Annotated in this window: 18 protein-coding genes; 7 read left to right on the forward strand and 11 right to left on the reverse strand. The window is 37.4% G+C overall.

Features of this window, described 5'->3' with window-relative positions:
- Positions 1-2 precede the first annotated feature (2 nt).
- The 4 genes from FHT21_RS23650 to FHT21_RS23665 all read right to left on the reverse strand — a co-directional run bounded on the left by FHT21_RS23650 (position 3) and on the right by FHT21_RS23665 (position 4,073).
- Positions 3-1,562 (reverse strand): N-acetylmuramoyl-L-alanine amidase, encoded by a 1,560-nt coding sequence (locus FHT21_RS23650; protein WP_167297161.1) that lies wholly within the window; start codon positions 1,560-1,562, stop codon positions 3-5.
- Positions 1,559-1,927 carry a BlaI/MecI/CopY family transcriptional regulator gene (locus FHT21_RS23655; protein WP_167297162.1) on the reverse strand — a complete coding sequence of 123 codons (369 nt, stop codon included), beginning with the start codon at positions 1,925-1,927 and terminating at the stop codon, positions 1,559-1,561. The genes FHT21_RS23650 and FHT21_RS23655 overlap by 4 nt, the downstream gene beginning before the upstream one ends.
- A gap of 688 nt (positions 1,928-2,615) precedes the next feature.
- The gene (locus tag FHT21_RS23660; protein ID WP_167297163.1) at positions 2,616-3,287 is read right to left on the reverse strand and encodes a DUF1345 domain-containing protein; all 672 of its coding nucleotides are present in this window, start codon (positions 3,285-3,287) and stop codon (positions 2,616-2,618) included.
- Positions 3,288-3,290: 3 nt separating this feature from the next.
- Positions 3,291-4,073 carry a class I SAM-dependent methyltransferase gene (locus tag FHT21_RS23665; RefSeq protein ID WP_167297164.1) on the reverse strand — a complete coding sequence of 261 codons (783 nt, stop codon included), beginning with the start codon at positions 4,071-4,073 and terminating at the stop codon, positions 3,291-3,293.
- Between the two features lie 44 nt (positions 4,074-4,117).
- Between FHT21_RS23665 and FHT21_RS23670 the strand changes: the two genes are divergently transcribed.
- Both FHT21_RS23670 and FHT21_RS23675 read left to right on the forward strand, forming a co-directional pair.
- Positions 4,118-4,981, forward strand: coding sequence for a transglutaminase-like domain-containing protein (locus tag FHT21_RS23670; protein ID WP_167297165.1), 864 nt, complete (start codon positions 4,118-4,120; stop codon positions 4,979-4,981).
- 18 nt (positions 4,982-4,999) lie between these two features.
- Positions 5,000-6,124 carry a glycosyl hydrolase family 18 protein gene (locus FHT21_RS23675; protein WP_167297166.1) on the forward strand — a complete coding sequence of 375 codons (1,125 nt, stop codon included), beginning with the start codon at positions 5,000-5,002 and terminating at the stop codon, positions 6,122-6,124.
- On the opposite strand, the gene FHT21_RS23680 is transcribed toward FHT21_RS23675, so the two are convergent.
- The 5 genes from FHT21_RS23680 to prfB form a co-directional block, all read right to left on the reverse strand.
- Positions 6,119-6,601: a CAP domain-containing protein gene (locus FHT21_RS23680; RefSeq protein WP_167297167.1), complete on the reverse strand. Its 483-nt coding sequence runs from the start codon at positions 6,599-6,601 to the stop codon at positions 6,119-6,121. The two genes, FHT21_RS23675 and FHT21_RS23680, sit on opposite strands and share 6 nt — an antisense overlap.
- Before the next feature lie 68 nt (positions 6,602-6,669).
- Positions 6,670-7,497, reverse strand: a complete 828-nt coding sequence (locus FHT21_RS23685) for a glycoside hydrolase (RefSeq protein WP_208399024.1) — start codon at positions 7,495-7,497, stop codon at positions 6,670-6,672.
- Positions 7,498-7,840: 343 nt separating this feature from the next.
- Positions 7,841-8,641 carry a DUF4595 domain-containing protein gene (locus FHT21_RS23690; protein WP_167297168.1) on the reverse strand — a complete coding sequence of 267 codons (801 nt, stop codon included), beginning with the start codon at positions 8,639-8,641 and terminating at the stop codon, positions 7,841-7,843.
- A 41-nt stretch (positions 8,642-8,682) separates the two neighbouring features.
- The gene (locus tag FHT21_RS23695) at positions 8,683-9,597 is read right to left on the reverse strand and encodes an alpha/beta hydrolase (protein WP_167297169.1); all 915 of its coding nucleotides are present in this window, start codon (positions 9,595-9,597) and stop codon (positions 8,683-8,685) included.
- A gap of 10 nt (positions 9,598-9,607) precedes the next feature.
- Positions 9,608-10,682 (reverse strand): peptide chain release factor 2 gene (prfB, locus tag FHT21_RS23700; protein WP_167297170.1). Its coding sequence is split into 2 segments (ribosomal slippage): positions 9,608-10,621 and positions 10,623-10,682, totalling 1,074 coding nucleotides; the frame shifts between segments, so codons are not numbered across the junction.
- Between the two features lie 275 nt (positions 10,683-10,957).
- Between prfB and FHT21_RS23705 the strand changes: the two genes are divergently transcribed.
- Together FHT21_RS23705 and FHT21_RS23710 are read left to right on the forward strand one after the other, a co-directional pair.
- The gene (locus FHT21_RS23705; RefSeq protein ID WP_167297171.1) at positions 10,958-12,220 is read left to right on the forward strand and encodes a 6-bladed beta-propeller; all 1,263 of its coding nucleotides are present in this window, start codon (positions 10,958-10,960) and stop codon (positions 12,218-12,220) included.
- Positions 12,221-12,233: 13 nt separating this feature from the next.
- Entirely contained in the window at positions 12,234-15,059 is a 2,826-nt protein-coding gene (locus tag FHT21_RS23710) for a TonB-dependent receptor (RefSeq protein WP_167297172.1), read from the forward strand.
- 18 nt (positions 15,060-15,077) lie between these two features.
- Here the strand turns inward: FHT21_RS23710 and FHT21_RS23715 are convergent, their stop codons facing one another.
- Entirely contained in the window at positions 15,078-16,382 is a 1,305-nt protein-coding gene (locus FHT21_RS23715; protein ID WP_167297173.1) for an amidohydrolase, read from the reverse strand.
- Positions 16,383-16,432: 50 nt separating this feature from the next.
- On the opposite strand from FHT21_RS23715, the gene FHT21_RS25090 reads away from it, so the two are divergent.
- Positions 16,433-16,564 (forward strand): hypothetical protein, encoded by a 132-nt coding sequence (locus FHT21_RS25090; RefSeq protein ID WP_279590029.1) that lies wholly within the window; start codon positions 16,433-16,435, stop codon positions 16,562-16,564.
- Positions 16,565-16,618: 54 nt separating this feature from the next.
- On the opposite strand, the gene FHT21_RS23720 is transcribed toward FHT21_RS25090, so the two are convergent.
- A complete protein-coding gene (locus FHT21_RS23720; protein ID WP_167297174.1) occupies positions 16,619-17,125 on the reverse strand; it encodes a hypothetical protein in 507 nt (168 codons plus the stop codon).
- Positions 17,126-17,281: 156 nt separating this feature from the next.
- Between FHT21_RS23720 and pgi the strand changes: the two genes are divergently transcribed.
- Both pgi and FHT21_RS23730 read left to right on the forward strand, forming a co-directional pair.
- Positions 17,282-18,928: a glucose-6-phosphate isomerase gene (gene pgi / locus FHT21_RS23725; protein ID WP_167297175.1), complete on the forward strand. Its 1,647-nt coding sequence runs from the start codon at positions 17,282-17,284 to the stop codon at positions 18,926-18,928.
- Positions 18,929-19,186: 258 nt separating this feature from the next.
- On the forward strand, positions 19,187-20,500 hold the full coding sequence (locus tag FHT21_RS23730) for a pitrilysin family protein (RefSeq protein WP_167297176.1): 1,314 nt from the start codon (positions 19,187-19,189) through the stop codon (positions 20,498-20,500).
- Positions 20,501-20,509 lie beyond the last annotated feature (9 nt).

A 20,509-nucleotide genomic window follows, 5' to 3' on the forward strand; every position in this document is an offset into this window, starting at 1 on the left:
TATTAGCAACCACGTTTCGAAAAAGCTACAAATCCATCTAAAATCAAATTACTGATCCTTCGGATATTTTTCTCCTGATTGATATATTCCAGTGTTTTACCATCCGAAATATTTCCAAGTTCGATTAAAACAGCAGGCACTTTAGATTCGCGGAGCAATAACAGGTTTGCGTTTTTTAACGAATCTCTTACTTCAAGCCCATTTAGCTGTTTCAGCTTGCTTAAAATACCAGCACCTAGATCTTCCGCTGTTTTAATATTACTGTTCTGTTTCGAAACATAAATTTCAATTCCGCCGAAAGGCACAACTGCATTTGCAAGTGTTGCATTATGGTGAATGGAAATAAATGCCATGGCTTCTTGTTTAGGCAAGCGATCTCTAAGTGAAATGAACTGGTCAGCATTTCTTGTTAATATTATTTTAATCCCTCTTTTTGCGGCCTCTTCTTTCAGTATTTTCACCGCTCTTAAGTTCAGGTCTTTTTCTTTTTGTCCATCAAGTGCCGCAACCGTTCCATCTTTTCCTCCATGACCGGCATCAACAACCAATACAGGTTCTATTTCTCTAAATGCAGGCTTTGCATTTGGGTTAAACTTAATATCACTGCTTAAATACCTCATGGCATAAACATTCGGTTTAATTGGCGCATCTGCCGAAGCCTGGTTTCCAGCTAATGTTTTCTCAACAATAATTTCTTTGCGGTTTATAAATGCCATACAGCAAATCATTAACACCGGAATAATAGCTAAATAAGCAAGCTTTTGTAGCTTTGTATTGGGTTCTTTGTACAACATCATGATTCTATTTTTTAGTGGAAGTTTACTAAAACTATTAATGGCTAAATTTTGGAATGGCATAGCCAGATCTAAAAGTAAAGAAGCATAAATCTTCTTATCTACAGCTTTTGAAGTCTCGCGATCGGCCAGAAATTCATGATTATGATCAATGGCATTCCGCCAGAAATAAATAATGGGGTTAAACCAAAGGACGGCAGTAACGAAATTGACTAAAAGTTTGTCGACAGCATGCAGTTGCTCAACGTGAACCGATTCATGTTTTATGACCAGATTCTTTTCTTCATACTGCAAAGAGGAGTCGACAATAATCTGGTTAAAAAAAGAACAGTTTTTTATGCTTGATTTCGCATCCACCAAGATAATGCCACCACATCTATCAATAGCATGTTTACGCAATTGCATCTGAATGCGCGCCATCATAAAAAGCATTCTAAAAATAAGGGTCGCTAAAATGGCGCAATAACTGTATATGAGCAATTCATCCAAGTTTAGGTTATGGTTAACAGAGCTGCCTTTGTCTACAAAATCCTGCTCAACAAAACCATCATTGCTATATGCTATTTTTGAGGGAATCTCTTTGGTGGCTACCGTTACTTCGTGACGGTTTTCGATGGTAACCGCCGGGATACCAAAACTCAGCACCAGCATCATTAATAAATAAGCACGGTTCAGGTTAAAAAATGTGAGCTTAGCCAACAATAACTGATACGCAGCAAAAAATATCAGCGTACAGGCAGAAACCTTTAACAAATAGATTAAAATCATGGCTTCGAATCTTGATTAATGATTTTCTTAATTTCTTCGATATCCTTTTCACTCAACTTTTCTTCTTTTACCATAAAGGATAAAAGACTGCTTGGAGAGTTATCAAAATAACCTGAGAACAATTTGGAGAAAGTGGTTTTGGCATATTCATCTTTGCTAATGGCCGGAAAGTACTCGTATGTTTTTCCATAAGCCTTGTACTTAACATAACCTTTCTTTTCTAAAAGCCTAACGATTGATGAAATGGTGTTATAGGGCGGTTTAGGCTCCTCTTCCAGTTCATCAATAATATCTTTCACAAATGCTTTTTGCAGTTTCCATAAAATCTGCATAATGCGTTCTTCTGCTTTAGTTAATTCTTCCATACTCAAATCTATAACTTACTTTTCAGTTTTACAACTAAAAAACAAGTTATATTACTGAAAAATCAGTTTAAAATCATAAGAGTCTGATTATAATATAAATATATTTATTTAAAATACAGTATTGCTTGGTAATTGAGATCCTGTCATACGCTTTACTTCGTTACATTACGTGCTTGCTGCTGTAGATTTATGACCGAACAGCTTGCTCCAGGCATGTGCCCAAAAGCATTTAACCTTTGTTACTAAACCCGATCGAAGTGGTTCCGGTTCTTCACCGGAAGGAACGAAGAGCGGGACGGAAGCCCGCCAAAAGTAACGAACTGTTCATTTTCTAATTCTTAAAAACATTAACCTTTTTTTGAAAACGAACGGCTTGTGGTGCTTGGCCATTGTAGCCTCGCCATCCGCTTTACTCCGTTGCACTCCGTGTTCGCTGCTGTCAGGTTTATAACCGAAGGGCCTGCTCCCGGCATGTAGCCAAAGGCGCTTATCCACTGTAACTAAACCCGATCGGAGCGAGATGCAACCGATTTTTCATCGGGTGCAGAAGCGGGAGCGGGACTGAAGCCTGCCAAAAGAAATGGAACGCTCATTTTCAAAAAGCCACTATTACTAAAGAATCAACCAAACTTATGAAGTTCTCGTTCGCTCAGGCCTTTCTAAGCTTTGTAAGTTTTCCAAAAAGAAATTATTTGCTTAGTCCTGCTAATGCATTAATGGTTAATGCCACAATTACGGTATTAAATATAAAGGCGATTAAACTGTGTAAAAGGGAAAGCCTTCTAATCTCCCTGCTCGAAATTTCGACATCCGAAACCTGGAAAGTCATGCCCAGAACAAAAGAAAAGTACGCAAAGTCGATAAAATCGGGTTCATCGTTACCTGGAAACTCCAATCCCGAACCACGTTTTTCCGATTTTTCTTTCCGCTTGTCGCCATAATACAAATGGGCATAACGCATGGTAAAGGTGGTATGCACTAAAAACCACGATAAAAACATGCCCAGTATGGCAACGATTAAATCGATCGGCTCTATATCTTTATTAATTAATAGTAGAATTACCGCAAGCAAGCCCGCAAAGGTAGATACTACAACAATGGCAAAAATTTCGCCACGGGTTTCATCCTGCATTTTGGCTTTAAGATGCGTTTCAGCGGGAGAGGTATGAAAAAACATATACCAATGTAGAGTAATCAGCGCTAAACAAAACGCATCCCAACCTAACATGATATGCGTAAGCACATCCATTTCAATAAAAAGCGACACCAAATAAAAAGCAACTCCAAAAAATAAACTAACCAACAAAATAAACAACGCCGATCGTTTCTGAATACCTTCTAACTTGGGTTCTACATTCATCTTTTAAAATTTAAGTTTAAAGTGCTCTTTAGCTTGCCCTTTTTTAAAATAAACCAAACCAATCCAGAATAAATCTACTGTTACGGTAACATCAGGATGGTTTTTAATTTCTGCCCAGGCTTCTTTCATCCCTTCGCTCCAGTAAATATCGTCAAAAATCAGCAGCGAATTTTCATTAACTTTTGGCAAACACCATTTAAAATAATTCAGTGTTGCATCTTTACGGTGGTTACCGTCAATATAAACGAAATCTAAACTGGGCTGTCTGGCAATAATATCGGGCAGGATTAAATCAAAGTTGCCTACATGAAGTTCAATATTCTCTAAATTTAGATCCTGGAAATTTTTTCTAGCTACTTCCGCTGTTTGCGGACAGCCTTCTATAGTAATAACCTCAGTCTCAGGATCTGTTTTTGCTAAATAAGCAGTAGTAATCCCCAAACAGGTACCCAACTCGATCGCACTTTTCGCTCGGGTATTTTTAGCTAACCGATAAATAAGCTTGGCTAACCTTGGGCTTTTTAACGCATTCTTGGCAATCTGACTGACCTTCTTTATGCGGTTTTTATTAAGGTGAGACCCTGCTCCAAGGTCTGTAACAGTGATTATCGAATCGTCATTAAAAAGTTTTTTTCGCTGTTCTTCTATGTTTTTGTATTCAGATTTGTCGGTAAAATCGTAAATTACCTCATCAGCGAGCTTGTACACGAATGGTGAGTGCGTTCCATGTCGGCTTTTTGCTGTTAAACGGTGTTTAAGGTAATCTGTAATAAATTGAAATAGCATAATATTGCAAAAGTAATTAAACACGGCAAACGTAGGTATGTTTTATGGAAAATAACGCAGAGATAAGTGCTTTAGTAAAACTGTTGGATGATCCAGACGAGGAAGTATTCCATCATGTAGAGAAAAAGCTGCTTGAATATGGCGGCGAGGTAGTACATTTTTTAGAAAATGCCTGGGAACAGTCTTTTGATGGCTTGTTGCAGGAGCGAATTGAAAATATTGTTCATCAGATCCAGTTTAAAACGGTTAAAGAAGATTTAAACTTATGGTATTTAAGTGGTGCTTTTGATTTATTGCAGGGTGCATTAATTATTAACCGGTACCAATATCCTGATTTAGATGAGCAAAAGGTAATTAACCAACTGGAAGAAATTAAAAGAGATATCTGGTTGGGCCTTCAATATGAAATGAGTTCGGTTGAAAAAGTAAAACTGATCAACCACGTTTTGTATCAACAGTATGGTTTTGGCGGCAATACCAAAAACCACCACGATCCGCAGAATTCTTATTTAAACCAGGTACTGGAAAGCAAAAAAGGCAACCAGATTTCGCTGGCCATTATCTATTCTACCCTGGCCCAGAAATTAGACCTGCCCGTTTATGGCATCAATTTACCGCAACATTTTATTTTAGGTTATATCGATGATAGCAAACAGGAAGGAACCGAATACGGTGTACTTTTTTACATCAATGCCTTTAACCGTGGTAATATTTTCGGTAAACATGATGTTGATCAGTTTCTTCGTCAGCTTAATTTAGAGGCCCTGCCCGAATACTATAGACCATGTAGTAATACCGATATTATCCGCCGTGTAATCAGGAACCTGATTTCGGCATACGAAAACGCTGGTGCAACGGAAAAAGTGGCAGAACTAACCGAATTACAAAATATTATTGCCGAAAAATAACCGTTTTAATTTTAGTCCGTGCATAAAAGGAATATCTACTACACCACCGCTACATTCAGAATTATTGCTTTTGTAATACTGGGCCAGCTATTAAGTTTTAATGTAAAAGCACAAAAAACAATAAAACCCAATGTAATTGCATATTATACAGGGCAAAATACAGTGATAGACAGCTTCCCAATTGAAAAATTGAGCCACCTGATTTACAGCTTTGGGCACTTAAAGGGCGATAGTCTGAATATCCGATCGGCTAAGGATTCTGCACTGATTTCGAAAATGATCAGTTTAAAAAAGCGTAATCCCGATTTAAAGGTAATGATTGCCATGGGCGGCTGGAGTGCTTGCCAAAACTGTTCTGAAGTATTCAGCAGGGCTAACGGGCGGAAAACATTTGCTAAAACCACTAAAGAAATACTCAACTTTTTCCATGCCGACGGAATAGATATTGATTGGGAGTACCCGGCGGTGTTAGGCTTTCCAGGGCACAGGTATACGGTAGAGGACAAACACAATTTCACTTTATTAATTAAAGAATTACGTAAAAAATTGGGCAAAAAGGCAGAAATTAGCTTTGCTGCCGGTGGTACAAAAAACTGCATCGATTCTTGTTTCGAATGGGACAAAGTCATGCCTCTGGTAAACCGGGTTAATGTAATGAGTTACGATCTGGTAAGCGGGTACGCAACACTAAGCGGTCATCACACCCCATTGTATGCTACCGCAAAACAACCTTTATCAGGCGATTATGCAGTAAAAACACTAATCGATTTAGGCGTACCCACTCAAAAAATTGCACTGGGCGCAGCATTTTATGCCCGTATTTTCGAAAATACTACGGATGCAGGCCAGGGCTTGTATCAGCCAACAAAATTTTTAAAAGGTGTTTCTTTTAAGGATTTCAGCAAACAGTTTGCAGCAGAAAATGGCTATACCTATTATTGGGATGAGACAGCCAAAGCGCCATATTACTATAATCCACAAACAAGGTATCTTGCTACTTTTGATGATGCTAAATCAATTTCATTAAAAACCAAATATGTAATTGATCAAAAATTAAATGGCATCATGTTCTGGGAATTAACTGATGATGCTTATAATAATGGCTTACTGGATGTGATTGACAAAACAATTAAAGGATTATAAGGAGCCACCAAAGGTTACTACCCAATAATTTTGTGCTGTACCTGCACCTGCCGCTTTACTTTTAGCATCCATCATGGCTTTACAATGGCTTACACTATTTTTCCACGCGGTAATAACCAGATCAACCTCACTATATCCCTTGGCCAAATTTTCGCCCCTAAAATCGCCTGTGTAACCCGCACCCAATGCGCGCTCGGCAGGGGTACCACCATCAGGAGATAAATGATCAAAATAGTTTTGTTGTGCCATATCTTTCGCATGGCTTATTGCAGCATTTTGCAATTGGATATTTAAAGATAAATCAGGCACTGGCGGCATATATTCAGTACCACAATTACATCCGCGCTGTCTTAGTAAATTAATCTTATCAATCAGTAAACTAGCATTACTTTCTGGTACCGTTATTTCATCCTTTTTGCACTGCACCAATAAAACGCAGAGCAACATACAGGCTAGCATGATTAGGTATTTTTTCATATTTTATTTTACACTGCAAATGGAGGCAGCTATAATGCTACCCCCAAATTAAATATCTGTTTAATAAACTAGAAAGCCCTTTCTCTACCCAGGTAAATGTTTTTACCTGTATAAAAAGTATTACCAGATGGACCAGGCGAACCGCTATCACCTTCCATTTGCATGTTGATGATCAGCCACATGGGTTTGTTTACAGAATTGCTCATGGTATGCTTAGCCACCCAAACATTATCAATATAATAATGGCAGTCTACATCCGTTGCACTTACTTTATTGTACCAGCATTTGTAGTTATGATACGAGCCCGCATTAGAAACCGCTGTAAGTTTATTCTCCCAGCCGCCATCGTAAGTATTCTGCCAATTGGTGTTGTTGCCTTTAAACTCCATAATATCACTTTCAGGTGGCCACGAATTAACGCCGGTAATCCAGAATGCAGGCCAGGTGCCTTTACTCGTTGGTACGGCAAAATCGCCTGAAATGGTATAACTAGGAAACTGATCGTTAATTAGCACCTGTTGCTTGGCATGGCATGCGCCAGAATTATACCAAATAGCCACATTGGTAAAGCCGTTAGCTGTACTATTTCCAGGGGATGAAGCTAAGCGGGTAGCTTTAATGGTTAATACTCCTCCGCTCAACGAGATCTGGTTATGATTGGTACTACTGCCCACCATACGGGCAGATCCGTTATGATCGGTGCCCCAGGGATAATTATAATTCCATTGTGCCTCGAAATTAGTGTAATCGGCGAAAGAGGCGCCATCAATCAATGTTTCCCAGGCTTTAACCTGACCTTTTTCTGCTTTAACTTCAGTCTTATCTTTCTTACAAGATAAAAGCCCGATAAATAGGCATACCAATAGCAGAGACCATTTCATTGTTTCTTTTCTCATTTTTTTGATTTTAGGTAAATATTTGGTTAATTGTAAAAGCTTTATGCTTGATCTTAACTTCATAAAAACCCGAAATACAACCACATTTACAATCAAAAAACTGTAAACCGACTTGTACTTAATTAGGTAATTTGGTTAGATCACTTGCAGCACATCAAGATTAAAACCGACATGCATGTAAGCAAATTTATACATACCTTTACTAAAAAATAAGGGGCTAAATCGTAAAAATAGAGTGGTAAAATGGGAGTTGTATTTCGTTTCCTGAAAAAACTGTAAAAACCATATAAAGCAAAAGCCTGGTCACAAAATTGTGATCAGGCTTTTGCTAGTTGTTTAGAATCTATTTACAGTTATAAACTAAACTCAAAGTAGTTGTAGTTGTATCGTTTGCACTTCCACCGTTATTAATGTGGCTTTTGATCACGATCGAAGTTGCATTGCCTTTAGCATCAAAAACATAAGAATATTCCTCTGTCTCTACATTAATCAAGTCGCTCGAAATTGTAACTGATTTTTTAAGTACGTTTTTGGATGCTTTTCCAAAATAATTACCCGGAATGTAATCCACTATAGTAGAAATTGGATCAACCATCTGGCAAGCATTTACCGCAATCTCGCTCGAATATTCATAATTGGTTGTTTCTATACTTCCATCTTCGGCATAGGTTACTTTGATCTGTGTTAAATTACCCCCTGTATAGCTAAGTTCGGCAGTAGAATTCAGTTTATTCAGTAAATAGCTTTTAATTACTGTTACATAACCATCAGCATTATAAGTGTAAGTTCTTGTTGCGCTTACACCCGGAAAAAAGTCAGATAAATAACTGGATACCGCCTTTCCATTCGCCAGGGTAAGTTCTGTTTTTTCACCACTTGGGAGCATACCCGTAATTTTTGTAGCAGAGTAGGTATAAACCATCGTTTCATTATCGCTGGTTGCACTCACTAACTTACCAGAAGCATCATATTTATAGCTGATGGCAACTTCGCCCAATGCACCGAAATTAGTCTTTAAGCTCATGAGCTTACAGCCATTTCCATCAGGATCAGGCTTGGCATTCCAATTAATTTCTTTTTTACAACCCGCTATTGCAATGATTGCAACCAAGGTTACCATAACATGTTTAATTGTTTTTTGCATTAAAATTTCCGGTTAAGAGGTTAAAATATTTATCAAAGATATTAAAATTTCTCTTTTTTCATCCAGGCTGCCAACAAGTTAAACCAATCTACATCAGAAGTTTTGTTAATTAAACCAAAACCATGACCACCTTTTTCGTAAAGGTAAATATCGGTATCTACCTTATTCTTTTTCAGTGCCTCGTTCATGAGTACACTATTTTCATAAGGCACGGTTTTATCATCTTTAGCATGTACTAAGAAAGTAGGAGGCGTTTTTTTGTTCACATTTTTATTGGCAGAGAAATAATGTTTTAAACTATCAGCAGGATTTGGTCCCAACAAATTCTTCATGGTACCAGTATGTACTGATTCTTCAAAACTGATTACAGGATAAATTAATGCAGCAAAATTTGGCCTCAGCGCTATCTTTTCAGGATCGGCAATTTTAAGATCGTTATAATGTGCAACCAAAGTAGAAGCAAAATGCCCTCCGGCAGAAAAACCCATAATTCCGATCCTATTGGCTTTAATTCCATATTTTTTTGCATTTTTTCTAATCAGATAAATGGCTTGTTGCGCATCCTGTAAGGGGCCATAAGTTTTATCAACCATAATCTGATCGCTTGGTAACCGGTACTTCAATACAAAAGCAGTAACCCCAATCGCATTAAATCTTTTGGCTACATCGGTTCCTTCATGACTAAATGCCAAAGCACCATAACCTCCACCTGGGCAAATGATTACCGCGGTTCCTGTAGCGATATTTTTAGGTGCTTCGAAAACCGTAAACGTAGGTACCGATACTTTGGTAACACTCAAGGTCCCATTTGCACGTACTTCTGTATTTTCTACATAATCAGCAGGTGTGGTTTTAGCTCCGGGAATTTCTCCTGAATACAAGGGCACAACTTCTTGTGCATTAACATAATGAATTGCCATAAGCAACAAAATTACAATGATGGATGATTTTGCCATTATTTTTATTTTAAAATTCCATTAAATATGCTTTTAAAAACCCGTTAATATCGCCATTTAAAACCGCATCAGGATTGGAGGTTTGATAATTGGTCCGGTGATCTTTTACCCTTCTATCGTCGAGCACGTAACTTCTGATCTGCGAGCCCCATTCAATTTTCTTTTTCGATCCCTCTACCGCAGCAATAGCTTCATTACGTTTCCGTTCTTCAATTTCATATAATTGAGATTTTAATAAACGAATGGCATTCTCTTTATTCTGCAACTGCGATCGCGACTCCTGGTTTTTAATAATAATGCCCGAAGGTTTGTGGTATAAACGCACAGCTGTTTCAACTTTGTTTACGTTTTGTCCGCCTGCTCCACCAGCCCTAAATGTTTCGAATTCTATATCAGCAGGATTAATATCAATCTGTATGCTGTCGTCAACCAAGGGGTAAACATAAACAGAAGCGAAAGATGTATGCCTGCGGGCATTCGAATCGAATGGAGAAATCCGAACCAAACGATGCACCCCATTTTCGCCTTTTAGGTAACCATAAGAAAAATCGCCATCAAACTGGAGTGTTACCGATTTTATGCCCGCAACCTCCCCTTCCTGGCTGTCCTGTTCGGTAATTTTATAACCGTTCTTTTCGCCCCACATCATATACATGCGCATTAACATATAAGCCCAATCACAGCTTTCAGTTCCACCGGCTCCGGCAGTAATCTGTAAAACGGCAGAAAGCTGGTCTTCTTTGCTACGGAGCATATTTTTAAGTTCCAGCTCTTCTACGGCAGTTTTACTGATTTCGAACTGGTCTTGTAATTCTTTTTCAGAAGCATCTCCCGATTGAAAAAATTCGAACATTACTGCAGCATCTTCAACCGCATTATTGGTTTGGTTAAAGCCATCCGTCCATTTTTTCTTTGAACTGATTTCGGCAAGAATTTTTTCTGCTTTTTTAGGGTCATCCCAGAAATCGGGCGCCATTGTTAATTTTTCTTCTTCGCGGATGGCGTAAAGTAGCTCATCAACGTCAAAGATACCTCCTCAGCGACGTTACTCTGTCCCTTAAATCTTGAATATTTTCTTTGGTCATGGCAACAAATATAGCAATAATGAGATACTCCGAGGGCTAAAACTAAATTACTTGTATTTTAACCATAGGCACTTATAAATTAACTCATCTTGTAACTTAGCTGTTAAAACTTGTTAAAATCAAAAAACGAACCATCAACTAACTATTTAATTGATTAATTTTCGAGAATATTTATCAGATCGACCGGAATTTAAATTGTAGGCTATTAATGGAGTAGCGCAGTTCAAATCAATCTGTTTATATCCAAACTAATATTAACATCTTAACCAACACAAATGAAAATGCTCTTTTTTATTTTGGGGTATTTGTTTTTCTGTACGGCAACATTTGCTCAAACAGGTAAAATAGATAGCTCTAAAATGGTTACTCTGCGTATTGATCCTCAAACTGCACGCGGCGCAGCTGTTTCTCAGGTTTTTAGCGAAGTAGAATTTATCCCCCTCGAAACTACTAAAGAAAGTCTTTTTGGCAATATTAGCCAGCTAAAAATCGTAGATGATAATTATGTAATTTTTGACTATGATACCAAGGCAATCTTGATTTTTACTAAAGATGGCAAGTTTCGCTCAAAAATTAACGCTAGTAAAATAGAACAAGAAGATAAAAGCAACAAAGACAAGACAGTTTTTTATGGCTTTACCACCAGAAAGGAGAATAATGCCGAATTTATAGTTATTTCCGCACGTCCCAATGCCTTTTACTTCGATCTAAATGGCAAGCAGATCAAAAAGATACCACTCAAAGAGCATAATAAACAGGGCAATAACCGAGACATCAAACTGGCCAATCAAACTACTCTAGTAAGACCCGATTTTATTGTAAAAACGGGGAAGGATAGTACTTATTACGAAGTGGGAATAATTAACAAGGGTAAAGATTCAATTGGTTATTTCCCTTATAGCCCAAAAAGGTACGAAACAGATGAATTTATAGGTTCGGGTTCATCGTTATATCAATATGGATCAGAAAATGAATTGTTTTTTTTAACCTATTATTCATACGATATCTTCAAGGCCAGTCCCACTAAGCTATCGCTTGCCTACCATATCATACTTCCTGCAGTAAATTCCTTTCCTTCTGATTTCAAAACCAATCCCATTTACGTTAAAAAGCGATTAGAGTATTTTAGAAACAATCCAAAGGTTTTTTACGATTTAAGTAAGCCTTATTTGGTAGGTGATAATCTTTACCTCCAAATGAACAATTTTGGCTGGGATCCAAGCGTTAAAAAAGCGATTATTTACAACCTAAAAACCAGTGAACTAACCTCGATACAAGATCTGGAACCTGATTCGCTTTCCTCTTTTTTACCCGTTACTGATGCCAGTGGTAATTTTTATGATTTTAAAAACCGTGGCTTTCATATGTACGAAAACGGTTATTTATACACCAACTATTCTTCGTTGGCCATGTTCACCTTTAAAGAGCAAAGCGAAGGCAAAACGACAAAATACCCGCCTAATTTAGAAGCTTACTTTAAAACCCAAAATAAAAAGAGTAACCCCATTATTATTAAACTTAAACCTAAACAAAATTAATTTCCCCATCTAAATGCGCCATACCTTACGCTACCTCATCGTATTTTTAATCTTATTCAGTTCTTACAATTCAAAAGCCCAGCAAGCTAATCCTACTCAAATTGGTGCAGTAAAGGGCGTCATTAGAGATACTACACACAACTACAATTTAAAATCGGCAACAGTATCGTTATTTAAAGGCGATAGCACTTTAGTTAGTTACCAATTGAGTAATAATTATGGCGAGTTTAGCTTTAAAAGCTTACCCCTTAATGCTAAAATGTATATCGAAATAAGTCATGTTGGCTACCAGCTACTTCGAAAAAGCTTCACCATTATTGACGGGAAAAGTACGCTGGATTTAAAAACCTTGATTATTGCGACAAAAGACAACAATTTACAGGATGTAGAAATTAGAGTGGCACCTATTACCATGAATGGTGATACCTTAGAATTTAATGCTGCTGCTTTTAAACTGGATAGCAATGCTGTTGTGGAAGATCTTTTACGCAAAATACCCAACGTAACTCTGTGGGGCGATGGACAGATTACGGTTAACGGCCGTGAAGTAAAAAGTTTACTGGTTAACGGAAAGCAGTTTTTTGGTGGTGATTTTAAAATGGCTACCCAGAACATTGCTAAAAATGCATTAGATAAAGTACAGGTTTACCGGGAACGGAATGAGAGCAATCCCTTAGATAGTACCTTAACTGTGAATTTAAAATTAAAAAAAGGCAAGGACATTGGCTACTTTGGTAAAATTGGAGCAGGCTACGGTACAACCAAAAAATACGAATCAGATGCAAATTTTAATATGTTTTCGCCCAAAATGCAGCTGGGTATTATAGGTGCGAGTAACAATATTAATAAAACAGCAAATAGCATAAGATCATTAACTGCGAACAGCACTTTTAAAGGCCTAAACACTAATGTAGAGTATCAGCCTGATTTTAGACAGACCGGCATTAACCAATCTAACGTGGGTGGCTTAACCTTTAATTATAATTTTATCGAAAAGCCTGTTTATGATAAAAAAAGTACCCTTGGTGCCAACTATTTTTTGCAGAATAAAAATTTCGATAATTTAAGTGAGATACAAACTACCACCTCTATCAATTCAACCGAAAAAATATTTGAAAAAAACATCTCCAATAACAGTTCTGTATCAACCAATCAAAATTTCGATTCGAGTTTCGAATTTGCCAGAAAGAATCACCGTTTAAATATTAACCAGTCGATGTCTTTAAATAATGGTACAACTGATAATGATATACAAAGAAGTGCCTATAACAGTCAAAATGTGTTAACCAGTACCAATAATACCAAAGGCCAAAATTATTTTAACAATAAGGGATTTAACCTGGCAATCAGGTATAACCTATCGCCCAATTATATTACCCAAAGAAAACATCGCTTCAATGGCTTTAACGCTAACTATATGCTTTCTATAAATGATAACGATAGCCAAAGATCAGATTTAACATCATTTAGATCTTTTGTAAACGCAGCATCAAATACCGATTATAATAGAAGATATAATACGCAAATGCAAGCCTATAGCCAGACTTTACAACTTGAAATACCCAACTTGAGATCTTTATTGTTTGGTTACAAAAGACTTACTGGTTTCGATCTGTCCATTAAAAACAATCTGCAGCTTAAAAACAACACGAATAATAATCAGGTAGAGGATTTAAAAGGAAATATTTATGCTCCAAACACCTATCTGAGCAACCATACTAAAACCGATATAATTGATGAAACCCCTGGTCTAACCTTAAGCAAATCTTTCCGTAAAAGTTTATCAAACCGATTTGACAAGGTCTTGAGGATTGAAGCTTCAGCAAAACAGCGTTTCATTTTGCAGGACAATAAGTCAGATAGGGCTTTGCAGAACATTTATAGAACATATAACAGATTTGTACCAGAATTTAGTATGAACTATAGCAATTACCAATATGGCGAATTCTATAGATCAATGATATTAACCTACAAAACCAATATAATAATCCCGAGTTTACAACAACTGGCCCCTTTAACAGATAGTACCAATTTATACAATCTGCAGATGGGCAATATTAAATTACGAGAGGCTATAGACCGGTCTATCAATTTTAGCCTCAACCATGATGACCAAAAAAGCAAAAACACTTTAAATTACAACTTTAACTTAGCTGTAGGGATAGTTGATGATGGGATAGTTGATAGTATTTATATCGATAGCCAGAATAAACGCACCATTTATTTAACCAATGCAAATGGCAATAAATATCTTAATGCTAATGGCCATTTAAAAAAGGCATTAAAACTGAAAACTTCGGAGCTCCAATTTACGCTAGGTGGTGGCATAAATATAGCTAAAAGCGCAGGTTATTTAAATAGCGTATTTAGTTTTTCCAATACTTTAAACACAAATTCGCAGCTTAGTGTAAATTATACTTATAAAGATAAGCTTGCCACCGAAGTGGAGCAAGAATTTAATACCTATCGATCAGAGCAGCAGGCTTTCAACACTAAATATAGTGGGATAAATTTAGCTACCACGGTAAGTACCATTTATAACATCACCAAAAAATTCACTTTAAGCAGCAATATTAGTTTTAATTCTAGCAAATCTAATAACGCTGATAATATTAATTTTGCCATCTGGAATGCCAGTGCTACCTATCGGTTTTTGAAGGGGAACAACGCAGAGTTTAAGTTCTCTGCTATGGATCTTCTTCACCAAAATACCAATATCGTTAACTATGGCGGTGCCAATAGCTTTACTTTGGGTAGGCAAAATGTATTACAGCAATATTTTATGGCCACTATCTCATACTACCCTAGGCAGTTTGGCAAAAAGCCAGTGAAGAAATAAGATGATTATTAAATCATCTTATTTCTTCATCGACATATAATCTAAAGTAAGATTAGAAAGTAATTTAACACCCAATACGAAGCCACTTTCATCAAGATAAAAATCGGGGGTATGGTGCGATGGCGCTTTTAAAGGATCTTTACCCTTTGGCATTCCTCCTAAAAATACAAATAAGCCTGGTACCTTTTCCTGAAAGAAAGAGAAATCTTCTGCGCCAGTAACGGGAGGTTTTAATTTCACATGGTCCTTACCTGCTGTAGCCTCCATACTTGGCAACATTTTTTCGGTTAGCGCAATATTATTAAAGGTAACGGGATAATGATTACTGTAGGGGATTTTAACTTCGGCTGTAGCTCCACCTGCTTCGGCCGTTTTGGTAGCAATGGTTTTTATACGTTCGATAAACATGGCCTCATCTTCTTTACTAAAGTTGCGTACCGTGCCTAACATTTCTACCTTTTCGGGAATAATATTCGACCGTACACCACCATTAATAGCGCCTATGGTAACTACACCCGGGTTTTCGGTCACATTTAAATTTCTACTTACAATGGTTTGAAGGTTATTGATAATCTGGGCCGAAACCACCACTGGGTCGATACTGCTCCATGGGTAAGCTCCATGTGCCTGTCGGCCGGTAACGGTAATTTTCATATCGTTTACAGCAGCCATTGTTCCGCCCGGACGGTAAGTTACGTCGCCAACCTCGGTTTGAGAATTGATGTGTAAGCCAAAAATTACATCAACCTTAGGGTTTTCAAGTACGCCCTCCTTAATCATTAACGCTGCCCCACCTTCATCTCCAGCAGGTACGCCCTCTTCAGCAGGTTGAAATATGAATTTCACCGTGCCTTGAATATCTTTTTGCATTGAAGCCAGCACTTCTGCTACACCCATTAAAATAGCCACGTGGCTATCGTGCCCACAGGCATGCATTACGCCTACCTCTTGTCCGTTGTACTGTGTTCTCACTTTCGATGCAAATGGAACATCTACCCGCTCGGTAACCGGCAAACCATCCATATCGGCACGCAAAGCCACTACAGGTCCAGGTTTCCCTCCTTTTAGCACACCAACTACTCCTGTTTTGGCTACACCTGTTTTTACCTGTATACCCAACGATTCTAAGTGTTTTGCAATAATACCAGCTGTTCTTACTTCAGTATTTCCCAATTCAGGGTGTTCGTGAAAATCGCGTCTCCAGTTAATTACTTTTTGTTCTATGGCATCAGCTTTGTTCGAAACCAATGGTCTTAAATCTGATTTTTGGGCAAAAGAATTTAATGCCAGTAGCGAAAAACCGATCAGGAATATTTTCTTCATAAATGAATGATTTAGTTTAGGTGCCCTAAGCTAAACAATTTTAAGGAGAGATGGAATTTGATCTTACCGGAACAGATAATAACAGTAACTCTGCAGGTATCGAAGCTAAAGTTTACAAAATAGATTTTAGAGTTGTCAACTTTAATGGCCTTTTGCTATTAAAAGTCGACAACTCTTCTTAAGTATATATTTACTGGTAAATCTGAAGGAAATAAATCCTAGAAGTCAGTAAATATTTAATTGAACATTCCCTTCAGCTTATCCATAATGCCACCACCTGTTTGGCCAGGTTGTTGCGCTTGTCCGCCGCCATTAAACATCCCGATTATATCACCAACATCAAATTTACCATCATCGCCGCCCAAACTTCCCAAAACATCTTTAAGATTAAAAGAGCTATCGTTCGGATCGTTTGTTTTTTGGGTAAACTTGGCAATCAAACCCGGAATAATGCTTGCAGCCAAAGACTTTGCCGTATCGGCATTAATGCCCAAGCCACTCAATTTATCCACAAAACTCCCCGAAGCCTGCTCAGCAACCTGGGTACCTTCCGCTTTGTTACCATTAAATATATCGGTTAATGCACCAATATTACCTGATGATACCTGATCTTTCAGCGTATCGAAAATAGAACCAGATGCAGCCTGGATTACGGCCTCATTTTGTTCATTCGGAATAGCTGTATTGTTTACAACACTTTCCTGTACGTTTTCACGCACCATTTCATTTAAATTTTCTAACATGACGTAGAATTAAAGGTTAAAATAATCAATGTACTAACAGGGACGTTGTATTAAAGTTACAGTGTTTAATCGACATTAAAAATTCTTATTGATTTAGAACATTAAAAAGACCATTTTAAATTTTTGCTTTATTACTTTTACAAAAAAACAAAGATTATGTTACCTAAAGTAAATTTCACAGAAACTAAGGCCTACAAGTATTTAGCCGATCATTTTATAGATATTAATCAAAAAAGCATTAAAGATCTTTTTGCTGAGGATGCAGATCGTTTCAATAAGTTTTCTGTTTTTTTTGAAGACATTCTGCTGGATTACAGCAAAAACCGCGTCAGCGATGAAACATTAGCACTATTAATTCAACTGGCACGCGAGTGTAAATTAGATGAAGCGATAAAGTCGATGTATAATGGCGATAAAATTAATGAAACCGAAGACCGTTCGGTGCTTCATATTGCCTTACGTAATTTAAGCAATACCCCGATTTTAGTTGATGGTAAGGATGTAATGCCAGAAGTAAATGCAGTATTGGCTAAAATGGAGAAATTTAGCAATAGCATCATTAGCGGTGAATGGAAAGGTTATACCGGCAAAGCTATTACAGATGTGGTCAATATTGGTATCGGTGGATCAGACTTAGGTCCGGTAATGGTTACCGAAGCTTTAAAACACTATAAAAACCATTTAAATATTCACTTTGTTTCGAATATTGATGGCACACACATCGCCGAAACATTAGCAGATTTAAATGCAGAAACAACATTATTCCTGGTAGCTTCAAAAACTTTTACTACACAAGAAACTATGACGAATGCACACTCTGCCCGTACATGGTTTTTAGAAAAAGGCGGTAAAGAAAGTGATATTGCTAAACACTTTGCAGCATTATCTACCAATGCTAAAGATGTTTCTGCTTTTGGTATCGATACCGAAAACATGTTTGAGTTTTGGGATTGGGTTGGCGGCCGTTACTCTCTATGGAGTGCAATCGGCTTATCTATCTCATTAAGTATAGGTTTCGACAATTTTAAACAACTATTGGCTGGTGCACACGCAACAGATAACCACTTTAAAGCTGCCGAATTTGAAAGTAACCTGCCTGTAATTTTAGGTTTGTTAGGCGTTTGGTATATCAATTTCTATAATGCAGAAACACAGGTTATTTTACCTTACGACCAATACTTGCACCGCTTTGCTGCTTATTTCCAACAGGGAGACATGGAAAGCAATGGTAAACATGTTGATAGAAACGGTAATGAGGTTGATTATGAAACCGGGCCGATTATCTGGGGCGAACCAGGTACAAATGGTCAACATGCCTTTTATCAATTAATTCATCAGGGTACCCGGATCACTCCTGCCGATTTTATTGCTCCGGCACAGAGCTTAAACCCATTGGGCGATCATCATCCAATTTTGCTATCAAACTTCTTCGCACAAACAGAAGCTTTAATGAATGGTAAAACAGAAGAAGAAGTAACAGCCGAATTAAAGAAGGAAGGTAAATCTGATTCAGAGATTAAAAAAATTGCGCCGTTTAAAGTATTCGAAGGCAATCGTCCGACTAACTCAATATTATTAAAAAAAGTAACCCCATATACTTTAGGCAGCTTAGTAGCCATTTATGAGCATAAAATATTTGTTCAGGGAATTATCTGGAACATCTTTAGTTTCGACCAGTGGGGAGTAGAACTGGGCAAGCAATTGGCCAAAAAGATTCTTCCAGAGCTGGCGGGCAACGAAAAAGTTTCGAGCCACGACAGTTCTACCAACGGCTTAATTAACCAATACAAGGCCTGGAGATAAAATATTATTAAAAAAGCGAGTGTAAATACTCGCTTTTTTTGTTTAAATCTTATATTTTAGGCCATTCTTATTATTCTTCACGCTAGTGAAAAATCCAAATTAACTTATTAATGAAATAATTGCCCGCTTTCGCCTTTGATTATTTCTAATCATTAAAAACAAATTATCTATGAAACCATCATAAGCATGTTAATTATAAATAACAAAAAAATATGCTAATGATAGCTTCATAAACCATTAAAAAACAATTATAAACTTATGAAAAAAAGAATTCTTTTTGCTTTGGCCATCTCCGGTCTGTGCTTAAGTGCTTCTGCCCAAAAAGTACAGTTTACCGAATTCGACCTGGACAATGGTCTCCATGTTATCCTCCACCAAGACAAAACCGCTCCCGTTGTTGCCGTTTCAGTAATGTACCATGTTGGCTCTAAAGACGAAGAAACTCAACGCACAGGCTTTGCTCACTTTTTCGAGCATTTGTTATTTGAAGGTTCTGAAAATATTAAAAAAGGAGAGTTTATGAAGCTGGTGAGCAGTAATGGTGGACAAAACAATGCCAATACTACTCAAGACCGTACTTTTTATTATGAACTTTTTCCATCAAACCAATTAGAACTCGGTTTATGGTTAGAAAGCGAAAGAATGTTGCATCCGGTAATTAACGAAAGTGGAGTAAAAACGCAAAATGAAGTCGTAAAAGAAGAAAAACGTTTACGCATAGACAACGCGCCGTATGGAAAATTTACCGAGAAAATTTTCGCTCATTTGTTTGATGGTCATCCATACCGTTGGCAACCGATTGGATCAATGGAGCACTTAGATGCTGCAAAACTGAGCGAGTTTATTGCTTTCTTTAAAAAATACTACGTACCTAATAATGCAGTTTTAACCATTGCCGGCGATTTAGATATAGACAAGACTAAAGCTTTGGTAAAATCTTACTTTGCCGAAGTGCCTAAAGGTGCACCAGTTGTTCGTCAAGAATTCAAATTACCAGAAATCACCAAAGAAATTATCGATACTGCATACGATGCCAATATCCAGATCCCCGCTATCTTTGCAGCTTACCGCGTACCAGGTATGAAAAGCAGAGAGAGCAAGGTTTTAGGGATGATCAGCTCTATTTTATCAGAAGGCGGAAGCTCGAGGTTAAGTACCAAAATGGTTGATCAAAAAAAGACAGCATTACAGGTTGCTGCTTTTAACTATTCGCTTGAAGATTACGGTGCTTATATCACCCTGGCCTTACCCAATAAAAATACTCCGCTTAACGATTTATTAAAAGATATTGACGAAGAAGTTTTACGCCTTCAAACCGATTTAATTAGCGAAAGCGACTATAAAAAACTTCAGAATAAATTCGAAAACAACTATGTAAGTGCAAACAGTAAAATGCTGGGCGTTGCAGAAAACCTGGCGAATGGATATACTTTCCATGATAAGGATGCAAACGATATTAACAAGGAGTTAGAGGTAATTAGATCTATTACCCGCGAGGAGATCAGAGACGTTGCTAAAAAGTACCTGAACAAAAACCAAAGAGTTGTATTGTATTACTTACCTAAGAAATAAGCAGATTGC

The sequence above is a fragment of the Pedobacter sp. SG908 genome (assembly GCF_011759615.1).
GTDB lineage: Bacteria > Bacteroidota > Bacteroidia > Sphingobacteriales > Sphingobacteriaceae > Pedobacter > Pedobacter riviphilus.